This window comes from Bartonella sp. AP30XZML, from assembly GCF_042195945.1.
Taxonomy (GTDB): Bacteria; Pseudomonadota; Alphaproteobacteria; order Rhizobiales; family Rhizobiaceae; genus Bartonella.
Genome location: NZ_JBHIPJ010000077.1, coordinates 1 through 17,933 on the forward strand (window position 1 = coordinate 1; position 17,933 = coordinate 17,933).

At 37.1% G+C, this 17,933-nt stretch carries 18 protein-coding genes, 1 tRNA gene and 3 pseudogenes; 8 read left to right on the top strand and 14 right to left on the bottom strand.

Going from position 1 to position 17,933, the window contains the following annotated elements; all coding sequences use genetic code 11:
- Window positions 1-150: 150 nt before the first annotated feature.
- From ACFIL2_RS05400 to ACFIL2_RS05415, 4 genes and pseudogenes are all read left to right on the top strand, one after another.
- Window positions 151-717 (top strand): annotated as a pseudogene (locus ACFIL2_RS05400) (ERF family protein); the annotation flags it as partial.
- Window positions 717-1,232 (top strand): annotated as a pseudogene (locus ACFIL2_RS05405) (lambda exonuclease family protein); the annotation flags it as partial. The pseudogenes ACFIL2_RS05400 and ACFIL2_RS05405, both read left to right, overlap by 1 nt.
- Window positions 1,233-1,351: 119 nt before the next feature.
- A complete protein-coding gene (locus ACFIL2_RS05410) occupies window positions 1,352-1,564 on the top strand; it encodes a hypothetical protein (protein ID WP_375680589.1) in 213 nt (70 codons plus the stop codon).
- A gap of 152 nt (window positions 1,565-1,716) precedes the next feature.
- Window positions 1,717-2,759: pseudogene (locus ACFIL2_RS05415) on the top strand (tyrosine-type recombinase/integrase).
- A 401-nt stretch (window positions 2,760-3,160) separates the two neighbouring features.
- On the opposite strand, the gene ACFIL2_RS05420 reads toward ACFIL2_RS05415, so the two are convergent.
- The 4 genes from ACFIL2_RS05420 to folE all read right to left on the bottom strand — a co-directional run bounded on the left by ACFIL2_RS05420 (window position 3,161) and on the right by folE (window position 6,003).
- A complete protein-coding gene (locus ACFIL2_RS05420) occupies window positions 3,161-3,667 on the bottom strand; it encodes a hypothetical protein (RefSeq protein ID WP_375680590.1) in 507 nt (168 codons plus the stop codon).
- A gap of 137 nt (window positions 3,668-3,804) precedes the next feature.
- Complete coding sequence (locus ACFIL2_RS05425; RefSeq protein WP_375618498.1) at window positions 3,805-4,977, bottom strand: alpha/beta hydrolase; 1,173 nt, start codon at window positions 4,975-4,977, stop codon at window positions 3,805-3,807.
- Window positions 4,978-5,169: 192 nt separating this feature from the next.
- Window positions 5,170-5,254 (bottom strand) — tRNA-Leu (locus ACFIL2_RS05430).
- 137 nt (window positions 5,255-5,391) lie between these two features.
- Window positions 5,392-6,003, bottom strand: coding sequence for a GTP cyclohydrolase I FolE (gene folE, locus ACFIL2_RS05435; protein WP_375680591.1), 612 nt, complete (start codon window positions 6,001-6,003; stop codon window positions 5,392-5,394).
- Window positions 6,004-6,128: 125 nt separating this feature from the next.
- Here folE and ACFIL2_RS05440 point away from each other — a divergent pair, with 125 nt between their 5' ends.
- From ACFIL2_RS05440 to thrS, 3 genes are all read left to right on the top strand, one after another.
- On the top strand, window positions 6,129-6,557 hold the full coding sequence (locus ACFIL2_RS05440; RefSeq protein ID WP_375679302.1) for an iron-sulfur cluster assembly scaffold protein: 429 nt from the start codon (window positions 6,129-6,131) through the stop codon (window positions 6,555-6,557).
- A complete protein-coding gene (gene yidD / locus ACFIL2_RS05445; RefSeq protein WP_375633141.1) occupies window positions 6,558-6,908 on the top strand; it encodes a membrane protein insertion efficiency factor YidD in 351 nt (116 codons plus the stop codon).
- A 112-nt stretch (window positions 6,909-7,020) separates the two neighbouring features.
- Window positions 7,021-8,997: a threonine--tRNA ligase gene (gene thrS, locus ACFIL2_RS05450; RefSeq protein ID WP_375680592.1), complete on the top strand. Its 1,977-nt coding sequence runs from the start codon at window positions 7,021-7,023 to the stop codon at window positions 8,995-8,997.
- A gap of 1,048 nt (window positions 8,998-10,045) precedes the next feature.
- Here thrS and ACFIL2_RS05455 read toward each other — a convergent pair.
- From ACFIL2_RS05455 to ACFIL2_RS05475, 5 genes are all read right to left on the bottom strand, one after another.
- Window positions 10,046-10,549 (bottom strand): MerR family transcriptional regulator, encoded by a 504-nt coding sequence (locus tag ACFIL2_RS05455; RefSeq protein ID WP_375633143.1) that lies wholly within the window; start codon window positions 10,547-10,549, stop codon window positions 10,046-10,048.
- 196 nt (window positions 10,550-10,745) lie between these two features.
- The gene (locus ACFIL2_RS05460) at window positions 10,746-11,060 is read right to left on the bottom strand and encodes an integration host factor subunit alpha (RefSeq protein WP_375633144.1); all 315 of its coding nucleotides are present in this window, start codon (window positions 11,058-11,060) and stop codon (window positions 10,746-10,748) included.
- A 77-nt stretch (window positions 11,061-11,137) separates the two neighbouring features.
- Window positions 11,138-12,112 (bottom strand): beta-ketoacyl-ACP synthase III, encoded by a 975-nt coding sequence (locus ACFIL2_RS05465; RefSeq protein WP_375607115.1) that lies wholly within the window; start codon window positions 12,110-12,112, stop codon window positions 11,138-11,140.
- Window positions 12,113-12,161: 49 nt separating this feature from the next.
- A complete protein-coding gene (gene plsX / locus ACFIL2_RS05470) occupies window positions 12,162-13,232 on the bottom strand; it encodes a phosphate acyltransferase PlsX (protein ID WP_375618503.1) in 1,071 nt (356 codons plus the stop codon).
- A gap of 149 nt (window positions 13,233-13,381) precedes the next feature.
- Complete coding sequence (locus ACFIL2_RS05475; protein WP_375618504.1) at window positions 13,382-13,939, bottom strand: DUF177 domain-containing protein; 558 nt, start codon at window positions 13,937-13,939, stop codon at window positions 13,382-13,384.
- Window positions 13,940-14,160: 221 nt separating this feature from the next.
- On the opposite strand from ACFIL2_RS05475, the gene ACFIL2_RS05480 reads away from it, so the two are divergent.
- Window positions 14,161-14,640 carry an outer membrane protein assembly factor BamE gene (locus tag ACFIL2_RS05480; RefSeq protein ID WP_375618522.1) on the top strand — a complete coding sequence of 160 codons (480 nt, stop codon included), beginning with the start codon at window positions 14,161-14,163 and terminating at the stop codon, window positions 14,638-14,640.
- 75 nt (window positions 14,641-14,715) lie between these two features.
- Here ACFIL2_RS05480 and nusB read toward each other — a convergent pair whose 3' ends face one another.
- The 5 genes from nusB to nrdR form a co-directional block, all read right to left on the bottom strand.
- On the bottom strand, window positions 14,716-15,186 hold the full coding sequence (gene nusB, locus ACFIL2_RS05485; protein ID WP_015856452.1) for a transcription antitermination factor NusB: 471 nt from the start codon (window positions 15,184-15,186) through the stop codon (window positions 14,716-14,718).
- A gap of 2 nt (window positions 15,187-15,188) precedes the next feature.
- Window positions 15,189-15,644 carry a 6,7-dimethyl-8-ribityllumazine synthase gene (locus ACFIL2_RS05490; RefSeq protein WP_375611572.1) on the bottom strand — a complete coding sequence of 152 codons (456 nt, stop codon included), beginning with the start codon at window positions 15,642-15,644 and terminating at the stop codon, window positions 15,189-15,191.
- Window positions 15,645-15,725: 81 nt separating this feature from the next.
- On the bottom strand, window positions 15,726-16,343 hold the full coding sequence (locus ACFIL2_RS05495; RefSeq protein WP_375633147.1) for a riboflavin synthase: 618 nt from the start codon (window positions 16,341-16,343) through the stop codon (window positions 15,726-15,728).
- On the bottom strand, window positions 16,325-17,455 hold the full coding sequence (ribD, locus tag ACFIL2_RS05500) for a bifunctional diaminohydroxyphosphoribosylaminopyrimidine deaminase/5-amino-6-(5-phosphoribosylamino)uracil reductase RibD (RefSeq protein WP_375633148.1): 1,131 nt from the start codon (window positions 17,453-17,455) through the stop codon (window positions 16,325-16,327). Before ribD ends, ACFIL2_RS05495 begins: the two co-directional genes overlap by 19 nt.
- On the bottom strand, window positions 17,448-17,930 hold the full coding sequence (gene nrdR / locus ACFIL2_RS05505; RefSeq protein ID WP_375633149.1) for a transcriptional regulator NrdR: 483 nt from the start codon (window positions 17,928-17,930) through the stop codon (window positions 17,448-17,450). Before nrdR ends, ribD begins: the two co-directional genes overlap by 8 nt.
- Window positions 17,931-17,933: the final 3 nt, after the last annotated feature.

The window sequence follows — 17,933 nt, forward strand, 5'->3', positions numbered from 1 at the left end:
ATATTCTGATCATTGTGCATATATAAAACGCATTCCAATTGATCGGATTGTACAACCTGTAAAGACAAAACTCTAACACCCAAAAACCAGCCTTTTAACACCAGCGTGATTCACGCCACGGGTGAATTGCGCGCAATGTAGGAAATCAAGATGAGTGAACAAAACACTAACCTAATAGAAATTGAAGAAACACATCATGTAGCCGTCGAACAAACTGTCATGGAACGTATTTTAAATAAAGCCTTAGACAGTGACGTCGATATGGATCGCTTAGAGCGTCTTCTTGATTTAAGAGAACAAGAGATAAAACGACAAGAGCGCCAAAATTTTGTCCGTGATCTTTCGGCTGTGCAAATGGCATATAAAAATATCGAACAAAACGCCATTAATAACCATACAAACAGCAAATACGCTACACTTGATCAGTACATTGATGCTGTAAAGAAAGGGCTTGCAACATACAAATTTGCTTTGTTTTATCGTATTAAAAATCAAACAGAAAAAAACGTTACCATAGAAATAACTCTGTCTCATCCTTCAGACAATCAAATCTCAACAGAAGGAACATTTCCAATTGACAGTACAGGCTCTAAAAATAGCATACAATCACTTGGTTCCACACTTACCTACGCACGAAGATACCTATTAGGCATGCTTCTTAATTTAGCAAGTAAAGAAGACGATACAGATGGAAACCCGCCTATTAAAAAGGCTTTTATGAAGACTACAAAATCAAACTCATAACAGAGCGCTTAACAGGCGAAACAAGCCCTTATTATGAAACTGAAGATATGAGATGGGGTATTGAACATGAAGAAGATGCCTTGAGAGAATATGGCTTCATTTATGATGCCAATATAACAAAGTGCGGCTTTATCCAACACCCCACAATAGAAATGGCGGGGGCTAGCCCCGATGGTCTCATTGGAGAAGACGGTTTAATCGAAGTCAAATGCCCGAGATCAGTAACACATATGCGCTTTTGTATAGGTGACGAAATCAAACCAGAATATCACGCACAAATGCAATTCCAAATGGCTTGTACAGGACGAAAATGGTGTGATTTCGTAAGCTATGACCCACGTTTTACGGGGGAATTCTTTCACTTACGCATGAAAGTCAAGCGTGTTCTCCGTGATGATCAACAAATTGAACAGATCAATCAAGCTGTTGAAACCTTTTTAGCAGAGATAGAACGAGAGATAAAACAACTCTCAACAAAAGCTGCTTAACCTTATGGGGGTGTTTTGTTCCCCGCATATCTATGAGCACCCCCACCCTTCCTAACACTTTCAAGTAATGCGTGATTCACGCCACACGTGAATTGCATCTCAATGTAAGGAGAAAAGATATGGCACCTCGTAAAGCTATCATAACGCAAGCAGACATTGCACGAGCTTTAAGAGAAGCAAAAAAGCAAAAATGCGAACTCATAGAAATCAAACCTACCGGTGAACTGCTTATCTATCTTAAATCCGATATTCCAATACCAAATTCAACAGCAAATCCTGATAAATTATGGAAATTATCTCGTGATGATTATGAATTTGATATCGTCTTATAGGTGATCTCCATGCCAAAACCACGTCCTCCTCATCTTGTCAAAGAAGTCNTAAATCCGATATTCCAATACCAAATTCAACAGCAAATCCTGATAAATTATGGAAATTATCTCGTGATGATTATGAATTTGATATCGTCTTATAGGTGATCTCCATGCCAAAACCACGTCCTCCTCATCTTGTCAAAGAAGTCACACGTCATGGTAAAATTATATGGTATGTACGTATTGGTCATGGACCACGTATTAGAATACGCGGCACCTATGGAACGCAAGAGTTTGTTGATAACTACAAAAGCGCACTTGCCGAGTTACAAGGGCTTATACTTCCTAAATCAAAAACTGGTAAGCTAGTCGAAGGTTCATTCGCATGGCTCCTTAAACAGTATTTTAACAGCTCCAATTGGCATAGCCTTTCTAAAGTCACCCAAAACAAAAAGAACTCATTCTTATGAAGGTATGTGATACCATAGGAAACATTCCATACCAAGCAATTGAAAAGAAACATATCATAGCCGGTGTTGAACGGCGTAAAGAAACACCAGCAATGGCTAGAAATTTTCTGAAAGCCCTTAATGGACTTTTTAATTGGGCGATTGATCAAGGTCTTTTGGAAAATAATCCAGCTTTAGGAATAAAAAGACCCCCCCTCAAAAACAAAGAGAGATTTCCTGTTTGGACAGAAGAAGATGTCGAAAAATATTATCAAATATGGCATCATGGTACCCATGAACGTGTCTGGATTGATGTTCTTTTATATACGGGCTTGCGTCGTGGTGATGCGGTACGCATTGGCTGGAAAGATGTCAAAGACAATATTATTCATCTCAAAACAGAGAAAAGTAAATTCCAAACAGATGTTTTTCTTCCCATTTTACCGGAATTAGCCAAAACGCTTGAAACTGGTCCTATTGGAGAAGAAACATTCATTTGTGGTAAAGAAGGTAAAAAACTAGTTAAAGAAAGTTTTGGCAACCTTTTTCGTGAGGCTTGTAACGTAGCGGGAATCAAAAAATCAGCACATGGCTTAAGAAAATTAGCAGCAACACGCGCAGCTAATTCTGGTGCAACAGTATCACAACTCAAAGCAATTTTTGGCTGGACAAATGATGCTATGGCATCTCTTTACACAAAGAGCGCAGACCGTAAAAAACTCTCTCTTGAAGCCATAAAAAAGCTTCAAAAAGATGAGGGATAGAGGCAAAAAAACTCAATAGAATCAGGAATAACCTATTCCCTTATATTAGACATAACTATTTTATTTTACTTGCTTTTTATTTGCCTAATGAATATACTAACAACTTCATAACATTGGTAAAATTATCCGGCGGGCTATTATTAAAAGAATCAGAAAGTTTTTTGTAAAATTCTTTCCACAAACATTTATTTTCAATAAAGCCACCTAATTCATCAGCCTTAACTTTAGCAAAGATATAACCAAAGTCTTCTAAAGCTTTAATGCGATAAAGAGTGAGATTATAAAATACATGCGTTTCATTTATTAAAGCAAATTCTTTTCTTTAAAAAGGTTATAGCCTTCTATCTAACAGCGTTTTTGCTGTAAAATTCAAATTATCGATCTGCTCAACTAAAGAACTTTCATTGTTTAGCTTTTGTGCTTTTTTCAAAGAGATGTGGGCTTTCAAGAATAAGCTTTTCTCGTGCTTTTTGTAACTGTTTAATGACTTCATCAATCTTTGATGGAGAACAAAAAGATTCTTGGCTATTCAACAAATGCAGCCTCTCCTTTCCCTCATACAAACATTGCATCTGAGATTGAAGTATTCTAACTTCTTGAAAAAAAAGACGTCCTGTTTCCTTAAAACCATTATTAAGTGCAAAAAGTTGATCGGAAATGGATAGCAGAATTTGTTTAAAAAAACGCTCATTTTCTTGGCGTTTACGATATTCTAAAATAAGAGCATGGCTTATCTCATCTAACTGTTTTTTTGTAGAATCAATTTGACGCAATAAATTTGGTTTTTCCCCCATATCACCTTTTCTCACCTTCACAAGCATAGCATGAATGTCTAATAACTTAATTGCGGAATGAGATAAATAATCAACAACTGTAGGCGTATTAACATAGCGTTTCCGTGCAATCATCACAAACTCACCTAATGACTGTTTTTTACATTCATCCCGCTATTTATTTTTCATTTTATAAGACCATTCTAAAGAAAGTGCTAAAAAATATTACCTCCAATACATTATTCGATGGAGCCTCTTCTCTCTTTTCACGATCAACGTGGAATCCGTGGAGAGAGAAAACGTACAGGTGTATAAAGGATAAGATGTGTTGTTTTTTCCAACACACTACTACCATCAGCAAGAAGGGCTTGACTAGGTGACAATTCTGTACCTTGCATAATTGTGGAAGCCAAAGAACCTTCTCGAGAAAGAGCCATCAATGTTGGCGAAGATGCAAAGACATTGTGTGCTCCCCCATCCACATGAGAGAAATCAAGAACAGCTATTCCATTTTTACGCAACATTTCAATATCTGAGCCATCGCCCACACGATGATGTCCACCCGTAAGACGTCCTGAAACCGCAAGAGCTTTATCCGCTCTGGATACTAAAATAGCGGTTGGCTGCGGGAGTTTTTTTATATCATTAAGTTGGCGCTCAAATACATCAACATCAATATCTGGTGCAGCCATTAATAAACTTGTAATACGACGAATAGGCCTATATTTTCCCTGTAACGCTAACGTTCTAAATGCTTCCATTATAACAAAATTGCCCATAGAATGTGCAATAACCGAAATTTGATCAGCATTGGTTTCACTAATAAGTGTTAAAAGCTCTATCAATCCGTCACGGGCAAAATTAGCACTGTCACGATCATAAATATAAAGAGGAACTGATCCGGCCGAAGGCCAAGAATAATGCACAGCGACAACATTTAAAGAATAATCGTGTGTAAACTGTGCTGTACGAAATGTACCATCTGCAAAATTATTATTATACCCATGGATAAAAAGAAAAATTTCTCTTTTTCCTTTTGGCTTTTTTGCTAAAGCAGCATTTAATCGCTGTTTAAACTGTTCTTTATTATCGTATTTTTGCAATGCTACTGCTGCAAAATACTTATCATGCGTAGGTTTATAGGCATTTATTTCAACAACTCCCTTTACATGTTGCTGAGGAATTCCTACGTCAACACGATTATAATGAACTTTATTTGATCGCTCTGCACCATAAGGTTGAGCGTAATTATTTTGCATCATACGACTCGTTGCAACATACACTGGAACGATGGCTTTTGGAGAAACTGGTTTCCCTTCAACTTCCCTTTCTACGGCAGTCATAGAAGGTGTTGCATGCACCCCATGCCAAAGTACAGCACGTGAATCACTACACGCTGATAATAAAGAAATACAAATAAGAAGTGTTAAATATCTCAGAATCATTATACTTCTCACTGCAACTTCACCCCACCTTATAAAAATATAACATTTCAAATGCATAGATAAAGTAATAAAAACGAAACATTATTGGCAACACACCAACAAATAACATACAAAAAAGATTTTTCTATAATGCCTATAAATCCCCTCTCTCTAACATAACTTCATCTCATTATGGAGAGACTCACTGCTAACTGGTGCGGTCGAGAAGACTCGAACTTCCACGGGTTGCCCCACAGCGACCTCAACGCTGCGCGTCTACCAATTCCGCCACGACCGCACGTGGAAAGAAAAAATCTTGGTTTTTAGCCTTTAACAAATCATAAAGAAAGGTACAAGCCAATTTTCTTTTTCTCATAATTTATTTTATCCGGATGCTTTATAACTTAATAAAGATTACGAGAAATATGGGCTTTACTATGACCTTTGAACCATCATCATAAAATGTGCTTGTGCCGCTTGATCTTTTTCATAATAACCATGAAAGTTTTTTGTAATTGTTGTAGAGCCCTGTTTTTGGATTCCTCTCATAGCCATACACATGTGCTCAGCCTCAATCAATACTGCTACACCATGAGGCTTCAGATACGTTTTTAACGCGTGAGCCACTTGCGCTGTCATAGCTTCTTGAGTTTGTAAACGACGAGAAAAAATATCTACAACACGTACAATTTTTGAAAGACCAACAATTTTTGCATTAGGAAGATATGCTATATGTGCTTTCCCAATAATTGGGATCATGTGATGCTCACAGTGTGAATAAAAAGGTATATTCTTTACGATTACGGCTTCATTGTATCCTGAAACCTCTTCAAAAACTGTACCTAAGGTTTCTTTAATCGATTGACTATAACCATTAAAAAGCTCGCGATATGCCTTGGCTATACGTTTTGGAGTATCTAAAAGCCCTTCTCTATTTGGATTTTCCCCTATCCATAAGAGTAATGTACGAATCGCCTCTTCCACCTCTTCAATACTCGGACGCTTTTCTTCAGATAAATTTGTGTCTTCTTTAACAACATTACGCATTCAAAAACTCCAAGCTTACTCTATACAAAGCATTTGCTCCATACCTATCTCATTTTGTATAATCTCTATATAAGCGAATTAAAAGTTTAAACAATCACGACTCTCAAAATTTCAGGCAATAGCGCATGATTGATAATATCTATAATGATAAAATACTTAAATATGCTGCACATATAGGCAAAATTGGGCGTCTTAATAATCCTGATGCAACATCAAGAAAACATGCACACCTTTGTGGTTCGACAATCACTGTAGATTTAAAAGTGGAAAATGGTATTATTACCGATTTTGCTCACGAAATACATGCATGTGTGCTAGGGCAAGCTTCAGCTTCACTTTTAGCATCTCATATCATCGGACAAACAACTCAAGATCTTAAAATATTGCGTGAAGTTATCTACCAAATGCTAACGCAAAATGGTCCTTCTCCTCAAGCTCCATTTGAGGATTTTTCTTGCTTACAGCCCATTAAAGACTATAAAGTGCGCCATGCAGCAACACTACTACCCTTTGATGCAACGATAGACTGCATTCAAAAAATTGAAGAAAAATAAATGTTCAAATCACAATCTAGACAAAAAAAGTTGACTCGGAATTACACAGGCACTTGGCAAAAAACACCCGGACGATTATTGGGTGTTTTCTTAATACGTTTCTATCAAATAACACTTTCGAGCCTTATAGGTAATCAGTGCCGCCATGCCCCGACTTGTTCAGAATATACATATGAAGCGATTGCACGCCATGGGCTTTGGGCTGGTGCATGGATGGGACTCTTTCGTATCATGCGTTGTGGACCCTTTGGAACAGATGGCTTTGATCCAGTCCCTCCATCGCTTGGAAATTCTTGCTGTTTTTATAAACCTTGGTGTTACTGGAAAATTTCTGACAAACACAACAAATAATCCTTTTCTTTTTTCACATGTATTGATAAAAAAATTAGTCTATAAGCTTTTTACTCAATTTTCACGAAACCATCCGCAATCGTTAGCGGAATTGGATTAAAAGGGTGTTTTTATGTCTTGCTCTATTTCTCTTTTTTTTCCCGATGGTTCAAAACGTAATTACCCCGCCGAAATGACAGGCTTGGAATTAGCAGAATCTATTTCTAAATCACTTGCAAAAAAAGCAGTCGCCTATAGTCTTGATGGTATCACGCGAGACTTATCGGATCCATTGGGACAATCTGGTCAAGTAGAGATTATTACCCGAGAAGATTCACGCGCTCTTGAGCTCATAAGGCATGATTGCGCCCATGTCCTTGCTGAAGCAGTGCAAGAGCTCTTTCCTGAAACGCAAGTAACAATAGGTCCTGTCATTGAGAATGGATTCTATTATGATTTTGCACGCCAACAACCTTTTACATTAGATGATCTCACCGTCATTGAACAGAAAATGCGTGAAATTATCCAACGCAATAAACCTTTTAGAAAAGAAATTTGGTCTCGTGAAAAAGCAAGAAAAGTTTTTTCTGAGAAAAAAGAATTTTATAAAGTTGAACTTATTGATAGCATTCCTGAAAATCAAGATTTAAAAATCTATTATCAAGGGGAGTGGTTTGATCTTTGTCGCGGACCGCACATGCAATCTACAGGGCAAATTGGGAATGCTTTCAAATTAATGAAAGTTGCAGGAGCTTATTGGCGTGGCGATGCCAATAATCCAATGCTCACGAGAATTTATGGAACAGCATTTGCAAATGAAAATGACTTAAAAGCCTACCTCCATATGCTAGAAGAAGCTGAAAAACGTGATCATCGCCGCTTGGGACGTGAAATGGACTTATTTCACTTTCAAGAAGAAGGGCCAGGAATGATTTTTTGGCACAAAAAAGGTTGGAAAATGTTCCAAAATTTGATCAGCTATATGCGTAGACGCCTTGATGATCATCAATATGCTGAAGTTAATGCACCACAAGTTCTCGATAGGTCACTCTGGGAAATATCTGGCCATTGGGGTTGGTATAAGGAGAATATGTTCAAAGTAATTTCAGCAGCAGAAGATTCAGATCATGGGAATGTTTATGCCCTTAAACCAATGAATTGCCCTGGTCATGTGCAAATTTTTAAACATGGTTTAAAATCTTATCGTGATTTGCCTATTAGACTTGCTGAATTTGGACTTGTTCATCGTTATGAGCCTTCAGGCTCTTTACATGGTCTTATGCGTGTGCGTGGTTTTACACAAGATGATGCGCATATTTTTTGTACTGATGAACAATTAGCCGATGAATGTCTCAGTATTAATGATCTTATTTTATCAACTTATGCTGATTTTGGTTTTAAAGAAATTAGTCTTAAGCTTTCAACACGTCCAGAAAAACGAGTTGGATCTGATGCATTATGGGATCATGCAGAAAGTATCATGGAATCTGTCCTTAAAACGATTGAAACAAAATTTGCAGGACAAATCAAAACAAGCATCCTTCCAGGTGAAGGAGCATTTTATGGTCCAAAATTTGAATATACATTAAAGGATGCTATCGGTCGTGAATGGCAATGTGGAACAACACAAATAGACTTTAATCTCCCTGAACGTTTTGGTGCATTCTATATTGATAAAGATTCAGAAAAACGTCAACCTGTTATGATCCACCGTGCTATTTTGGGATCAATGGAGCGTTTTCTTGGTATATTAATCGAAAATTTTGCTGGACATATGCCACTTTGGCTTGCTCCTGAACAAATTGTTGTTGTAACAATTACATCCGAAGCAAATGAATATGCCCAAAAAATAACAGCAAAACTTAAAGCTGTTGGGCTTTCCGCAACAATAGATCTCCGCAATGAAAAAATTAACTATAAAATACGAGAACATTCTTTACAAAAAGTCCCCGTAATTTTGGTATGTGGCAAACGTGAAGCTGAAACAAACAGCGTAAATATACGCCGCTTAGGAAGTACAAATCAAACCCTTTTATCTGTAGAAGATGTGATTAAACAACTCTCAAATGAAGCAACACCTCCAGATTTGCGACGTGTCATAAATGCATAATATCACAGAAGATGGTAATACGTTAATTTTTTACTATAAATCTTCAGTTTTTGTACAAAATGAAATAATTTGATATTGTAGTGTGTTTTTGTTTCATGCACAATGACCTATCATCAGAAAGAGTAACGTGCTCTCTCTCTACAAGGTGGATTGGTGAAAAAGTTGAATGTAAGCTATGAGCTGTTTAAATGCAAAAATCATAGACAATTGAATATTAATAATAACATTAATCTTTTACCTTTATAATGAAAAGATTCTGCTACTATCATGGATAGATCATTACAATAATTATAGTAACATCAAGCAAGAAAACTGAAAACAAGATTATATTTATTAATAAAAAATATGTAAAATTAGCTGAACAATGATATTTCTTATTCGTAAGATAAGCCCTTATAAAAAAGGACAAGATATTGATTTATAATGATAATATATCGTTATTCATATTAAATAAGGTTTCGAATATCATAGGCTTCTCTTATTTTTAATATGTTTATGTTGAATCTATCAAAATCATTTGCTTGCACGAAACAAGCGGAATGAGTGTATGGATAAAAATTATTGAGAAAGGACTTTTAAAATGCCTACAATGAGCCGCCTAAAGTGCTAAGGATTGTTGCAGTCATTGAGAACAGGCTATAACTATAATGATGATGCCGACTTGAACCTTCATAAGTATAAAAATAGCGGTACTCAACGAGTTTACCATTAATCATTCACGAGGCATTATGGTAAAATAAGATTAAGAAGCCTTAAGAAACATCTCTTTAAAACAAGCACATGAATTGGTAAGCTAATGGCATTCTACATCCCGCAATCTACACTGATGAGATATTGCCTTAATTTTTATAAAGCCAAATCAAAAAAATGGCAAAACTCAGCGTTTATTCTTTCTCTTCTTCATGTTTTACCAAATGAAAAACTCTTATAAAAAACTCGTTAAATATACACATACGATATATGACTACTCGTTGAACGTATAAAATTCTGGGCACATCCATAAAACATCTAAATATCTACGAAACACATATAAAACAAAAAAATATTATTATCGTGCTCTATCAAGAACACGCTTACATTCAATGAGTTCAAACAGAATTTCTTGTAACAATGCTTTATCAGTTTTATCTTTGTAAAGATTCACAGAACCGACAGATGTTTCTCCTTCACTCCTCATGAAACTCAAAAGCCCAAAAGAAGATTTCTTAGGCTTATTGCTAGCATTTTCAGAAGTTTGTCCTGCATGTTTCTTCTCTATGACCACATTCATAGCATCAAGATCACCATTACCCAATGCAGTTACAAAAGCAACACCATTTTCTTTCAAAAGGCGTTGCACACCTTTTATCGTATAACCTTGATCATATAGTAACTGCTTAATACCATTGAGCAAATCAACATCGACCGGACGATAATAGCGCCTTCCTCCCCCACGTTTCATTGGTTTAATCTGCCTAAAACGTGTTTCCCAAAATCTTAAGACATGCTGCGGAAGCTCCAATAACTCCGCTACTTCGCTAATTGTGCGAAAAGCATCAGAGCTTTTATCCATTTTGTAACACCTTATTTAAAACAAAATAAATTACTTTACAATGACTCATTCTGTCTCAATTTCTCAACAAGATTAGTCAAAAATAAGACCATCATTGACACCTTACTCACCAGTCTTTTTCTAAAAAACAAAGACCCTTATTTTATACATTTCTTTAACAAATACCAAACATACCATGGCATTTATTTATGAGATATCATTTTTTCTGTTTTGCACGATACGAATCTAAAATTCTCTGTTTAAGAACATTGGCAGCCTTAAACGTCACAACACGTCGCGGCGGAATAGGTGCTTCAACACCTGTTTTTGGATTGCGTCCAACACGTTCATTTTTACTGCGAACCTGAAAAGTTGCAAAAGAAGATAATTTAACCGCTTCACCTCTTACAAGTGAGTTGCAAATCTCATCCAAAACCAATTCGACTAAAGCTGCTGATTCAGTATGTGACAAGCCCACTCTTTTACAAACTACGCTCGCTAAATCTGCACGCGTTACTGTCTTACTTGTCATTATAACCACCTATTAAAATATTAAAAATTACAAAATGACTTATACGTTTTCTTGAAATATGGTCAAGTAGCCATAATTTACCAACGAATAAGAATTGCTCCCCATGTAAATCCACCTCCCATGGCTTCTAACATGATAAGATCTCCTTCTTTTATTTTTCCATCGCAAACAGCTGTTGTTAAAGCCAACGGAACTGATGCAGCAGACGTATTACCATGTTGATCAACGGTAATCACAACTTTATCTAGTGAAATTCCTAGCTTTTTAGCAGATGCTTCAATAATGCGCTTATTAGCCTGATGAGGTACAAACCAATCTAGTTGTGAAGAATCCATACCTGCAGCTGCAAAACAATCATCAACCACATCCGTTATCATACCAACAGCATATTTAAAAACTTCTCGTCCTTCCATACGCAAATAGCCTGTCGTTTGTGTTGTTGAAGGTCCACCATCAACATATAGCTTATCTATATAAGCACCATTAGAGCGCAATTTCGCAGACAATATACCACGCTCAAAAGCAATATCCCCCTCAGTTTCTTGTGCTTCCAAAATAACAGCACCCGCACCATCACCAAACAAAACACATGTCGTACGATCTTCCCAATCTAAAATTCGAGAAAATGTATCGGATCCAATAACTAAAATTCTTTTAGCTCCCCCACACCGTAAATAAGAATCTCCTGTTGTTAAAGCAAAAATAAAACCAGAGCAAACAGCTTGAATATCAAAAGCAAATCCATGGCTCATTCCCAAAGCATGCTGAATTTCAACAGCAGAAGCAGGAAAAGTACGATTCGGGGTAGACGTTGCTAAAATAATACAATCGATGTCTTTTATTGTTAAACCAGCATTTGTAAGTGCTGCTTGCGCAGCCTCAACTCCTAAAGAAACAGTTGTTTCATTTTCACTGGCAATATAACGTTGGCGTATTCCTGTACGCTGAACAATCCATGAATCTGACGTTTCAACAAACTTTGCAATCTCATCATTTGATAAACTTCTTTTCGGCAAAGCACTTCCTACACCACGTATAATTGACCGAATCATTCAGCTCTTACCTTTTCTTCAAATTTTTCATTTCTATTATAAGAGCTTATCATAAGGACTCTCCATTCATCACCGCTTCATCTTCTTGGTCAAAAAGTGTTTCTTTATTTTCATGAAATCGCCGTAAATCAGCCGTTATTTTTTGTAAAAGTCCATTATTAACCATTTTATAACCAACGCGGATAGCAGAAGCAAAGCCATTAGCATTAGCACTGCCATGACTTTTTATAACAACACCATTCAAACCTAAAAGCACTCCTCCATTCACCCTATCAGGATCCATTTTATGTTTCAGTATACGAAAAGCACCCCGTGATAAAAAATAACCAAGAGATGTTAAAAAAGAACTGCGCATTGCAGAGTTTAAAATCTCTCCTATCTGTCGCGCGGTTCCTTCTGCGGTTTTTAAAGCAATATTACCAGAAAACCCCTCTGTCACAACAACATCGACTGTTCCTTTTCCAATGTCATTGCCCTCAACAAATCCTTTATATTCCAATCCTTCTAATTGCACTTCACGCAATATCATTCCTGCTTTTTTTATTTCATAAAGTCCTTTAACCTCTTCCACCCCCACATTTAAAAGCCCAACACTTGGTCTTTCAGTGTGATATAAAGCGCGAAACATACCTGCTCCCATAACCGCCAAATCAACCAACTGACTAGCAGAGGCACCAATTGTTGCTCCAATATCTAAAACAATACTCTCACTGCGCAGTGTTGGCCAGATACCCGCAATACCAGGACGTTCAGCCTCTGCAAGCATTTTCAAACAAAAATAAGACATGGCCATGAGTGCACCCGTATTACCAGCAGAAATGCAAGCATCAGCTTCACCATTTTTTACCGCTTCAATGGCGTACCACATTGATGATTTACCACGTCCATTACGAAGTGCTTGGCTTGGCTTTTCATCCATGCGTGTATAACTTTCTGTAGGGCAAAAGCGCGATACAGAATCCAAACAGGGATATTTTTTTAAAACCGGACGAACAGCCTCCTCTACTCCATAAAATAGAAAATAAATATTTGATAAATATTTTTGTACAATTGCTGCTCCTGCAATAGCTGCTTCTGGACCGTAATCACCGCCCATGACATCCACAGAAATTCTAATCACGCTTGCATATCCCACATCTTTTCATTTACATCTTTAAATACATATTATGATTTTTGGCTCCTGAATACTCACACAGCACATCTTGCGAAAATCGCTTCGCAGAAAATACCGTTTAGCATACAATAGATATTTTTTGTATGTTTTTACAATCACTTCCAATTTTTCAAAACAGAAAATGGAGAGAATTTTCGCTCTGCTTCTTCTAAATTTTCACCCATATTCATCTTTATCCCTTCTTTACGTGGATAATGATTAATAGACAACTCAAAAAACTCTTCCATGATTGCGCCAATATCAATTTTATCATCATAAAATACTTCAGGAGTATCAAGCCCCTCCACATCTAAAAACAATTCCCCTGTATCCTCTGATATTTTGGGCTTCATCAAATTTGAATCTTCAGGAACAAAAACAACCTCAATATTTTCACAAAGGATATTTTCTAATGGTTCTAATGTAACAACACATAACTGTAGTATACGCGCTTGCAACAGACCTTTTATACGCACTCCGCGTTTTTTCCACGGGAAAATATGGAATTTTCCCTCACAAGATTTTACTTCAATTAAATCATGGTTCTGGGCTAAATGTGTACATTCTTTTTTGTTTGCACAAAAATGAACCCTTATACCTTTAGCAGGTAGAGAACGTACAGATATTGGATAAGCCAAAGCAAATGTCATTTGAGGAACATTTTGAACATTCATTGACAACTCCCAAACATAAAAACGCGTAAAGCACTATGTTTTTATTTATCTCAAGTATTTATGCATTTTTTTCTTTTCTAAAGAAATTCTATATGGCATAATTTGCTTTATAACAGGGAAACTCAGTGTAAGCTACGGTAGATTAAGTTAAAATTAGAAAAAACTTGAGGTTGCCTTCTTGTCCTACATCTCAGTATAAAAAGGAGATACTATTGTTTCAAATGCCTCACATAATAGCCTTAATCAAACGTAAATTATTGATTGGTCTATCAATAGCAAGCATAGGAATGCTTTCTGGGTGTAGCCTTCTTGATTCTTCAGGTTCGAGCCAAATTTATAGAGAAGGCTATGTTCTTGATAAAAATGCTCTAAGTTCTATCTCTATTGGCTCAAGTCAAGAGCAAGTTCTTTTAACTTTAGGGACCCCCTCATTAAAAACAAAATATGATAATGAAGTTTTTTATTACATCTCACAGACACGTTATCGTGGGATGCAGTTTATGAAAACAAAGATTATTGATCGCAAAGTTTTAGCCATTTACTTCAATAAAAATAATCAGGTTGCAAAAGTTGCAAATTACGGATTACAAGACGGTCAAGTGTTTGATTTTATTACACAAACAACGCCAACTGTAACAAAAGAACATCCTTTCTTAATTCAAATTATAAAAGGCCCTGCGAATTTGCCACCCCATAACTGAATTATATAGTCTGCATACCGTTTCAATATTATAGGTCTGATAATATCAGATCTATAATAGGGGGATTTGTAACTCTTAGAGGCGAACTTTTTTTGCCATACTGTCAAGAACTGCATTAACAAGTTTTGGCTCATCACCTTCAAAAAACGCCTTTGCTATGTCAACATACTCATTCATGACAACCGCAACGGGAACATCTTTACGGTTGATCAACTCCCATAAACCTGCTCGTAAAATTGCTCGCAATATAGAATCAAGACGTGAAAGAGACCACTCTGCAGAAAGCTGTTGATGAAGCAGAGGATCAAGCTGCTTTTGATCTTTTACAACACCCGTTATAATAGCCAAAAACCATTGAAAATCAGCTTCAAGATATTGGTCTCCATCAATATCTTTTCCCAAACGATAAGCCTCATACTCAGCTGCCGTTTCCATCACCCCCGAACCCACGATATCCATTTGATAGAGTGCTTGAACTGCAGCGAGTCTTGCTGCTCCACGTTTATTGGCTGAACGCGGAAAATGTCTGCTTTTTATATCAGCCATATTTAACGATTATCTCCAAATCTCTTTTTTAGAGCGATCATACATAAAGCAGCTTCAGCCGCAAAACCACCTTTATTTTTGTCATCTAATTTTGCACGCACCCATGCTTGTTCTTCGTTTTCAACAGTCAAAATACCATTTCCAATAGCCAAGTGCTGATGAACAGTTAAATCCATCAATGCACGACAAGAATCATTAGCAACAATTTCAAAGTGATATGTTTCACCTCGAATAACACAACCAAGAGCAACATAACCATCATACGATATCTTGTTTTGTTCAGCAAAAGCTATTGCACTTGGTATTTCTAATGCTCCAGGAACCGTTACAACATCATAACTTGCTTCAGCTTTTTGCAAAGTATTCACTGCACCTCTCAAAAGTGCATCAGAAATCCCCTCATAAAAACGTGCCTCAACAATCAATACGTGAGGCTTTTTACCTATCTCTTTCATCATAATGGAATTCCACAAAAAACGAATCAAAAAAATCAAAGTTATAAAGCATAAAATTCTGAAAACGATCAATAGAGTGTTGGCTTATTCATCTTCTCTTTTTAAAGCAAAAAGTTTTGCAGCATAACGAGCAAGTTGATCAATTTCCAAATTGACCCGATCTCCAATTTTAGCTTGTCCCCACGTTGTCATTTCAAGTGTATGGCGAATAATAAGAACATCAAAAACACAATCCTCAACACCATTAACAGTCAAAGATGTCCCATTAAGTGCAATAGATCCCTTATTAACAATGAAAGGCATAAATTGTCTTGAAACTTTTAAATAAAAACGAATTGCATCCCCTTCATTTTTTTGATCAATGATTTCAGCCAAACCATCAATATGACCAGAAACTAAATGTCCTCCCATTTCATCACCCAATCGAAGCGAACGTTCCAAATTAACAAAAGTTCCTTTTATCCATTGTGCAAGATTCGTTAAACGTAATGTTTCTTCCCACGCCTCAACAACAAACCAATTGGTATCTTCTTGCTTTAATCCTCGCTCTACAATTGTCAGACAAATTCCTGAACAAGCAATTGACGCGCCAATTGCTAAGCTTTCTATAGCATAGCGGGTAGAAATCTTTAAACGCATCCCCTGCTTTAAAGGTTGAACATCTTCAACACAACCAATATCCGTTATAATTCCTGTGAACATAATGTCTTACGTCTCCACTTATAAAAACGGTCATTTCCAAACATTCTTGTCTCAATCTCATGAAACTGCGAGAGATAATTTCCAAAATGAGGGGCTTCAATACGATTTTTGCCTAAAACAATAGGGGTATGAAAACATATCAAATGATCAACACAACCAGCATTCAAAAATTTTTCCCCTGTCTTGACGCCCCCTTCCAATAAAACACTATTAATCCCATGTTTATAAAGCATCTGTAAAAGAGCAAAGGGTTCTACACAACCATTGTTCATCTCGACCGAATAAACAGACACACCATATTGCTCCAATGCATTTTTTTTGCTTTTCTTTGAAAGATCCACATCACAAATAACCCATGTAGGAATTTTTATGGCTGTTTGGACAACTTTTGCATCAAGGGGGATAGATAAATCTGCATCCAAAATAATACGAATTGGTGAGCGCATTTCCATCCCTGGCAAGCGGCAATTGAGTTGTGGATCATCTGCTAATATAGTACCAATACCAACGAGGATAGCATTATTTTGAGCACGTAGAATATGCGTATGAGCATGAGAAAGTGTTCCACTAATTTTTACGCTGCCCTTCTCTCTTTTTCCAACACCATTATCGGCAGAAATTGCCATTTTAAAAGTGACCGCACAGCGTTGTATCTTCCTTATGCACCAATGCGTCCATAAGGATTCAAAAGCCTCTTCAGCTAAAATGCCCTCAACCACTTCAATACCCGCTGCTCGCAAAAGAGCAATACCATGACCATCAACACGCTTGTCACAATCAGTCAGCGCAACAACAACTCGAGAAACACCTGAATCAATAAGCGCATTCACACACGGCGAAGTTTTTCCATAATGCGCACAAGGTTCTAAAGTAACATAAGCAGTCGCTCCTTGAGCCAAAGAACCTGCCATGTGTAAAGCTTGCACTTCCGCATGAGGACTCCCATGAATAGCTGTTACGCCATAGCCAACAATAAAAGCCCCCACAGCACCATTATCGTTTCGCACAATTAACGTACCAACGGAAGGATTCTCACCTGTAAGACCGACATGACGTTCTGCTAAACGAATAGCTGCAGCCATAAACCGTTCATCTTGCACTTTTTTATTCATCAAAACGAGATTCTGTATCCGCGATACCCTTTGACAATTCATCTATAACATCGTGAAAATCGCTTGCATTACGAAAATCTCGATACACAGAAGCAAAACGAATATAAGCAATATCATCAATTCTTTTCAATGCTTCCATCACAAGATGCCCAATTTTTTCTGAAGCAATCTCTGGTTCTCCCAAACTTTCAAGCTGGCGTACAATGCCAGAAATTGCTCGTTCAATATGATCAGGATCAATATTGCGCTTACGTACAGCCACATCAACTGATCGCATTAACTTATCACGATCGAAGAGTTCACATCGTCCACTTTTTTTAGCAACCAAGAGCTCACGCAACTGAACACGTTCAAAAGTTGTAAAACGACCACCACAAACGGAACACACACGGCGGCGGCGAATCACTGCCCCCTCTTCTGCTGGACGTGAGTCTTTGACCTGTGTATCCTCATATTGGCAGTAAGGACAGCGCATCCT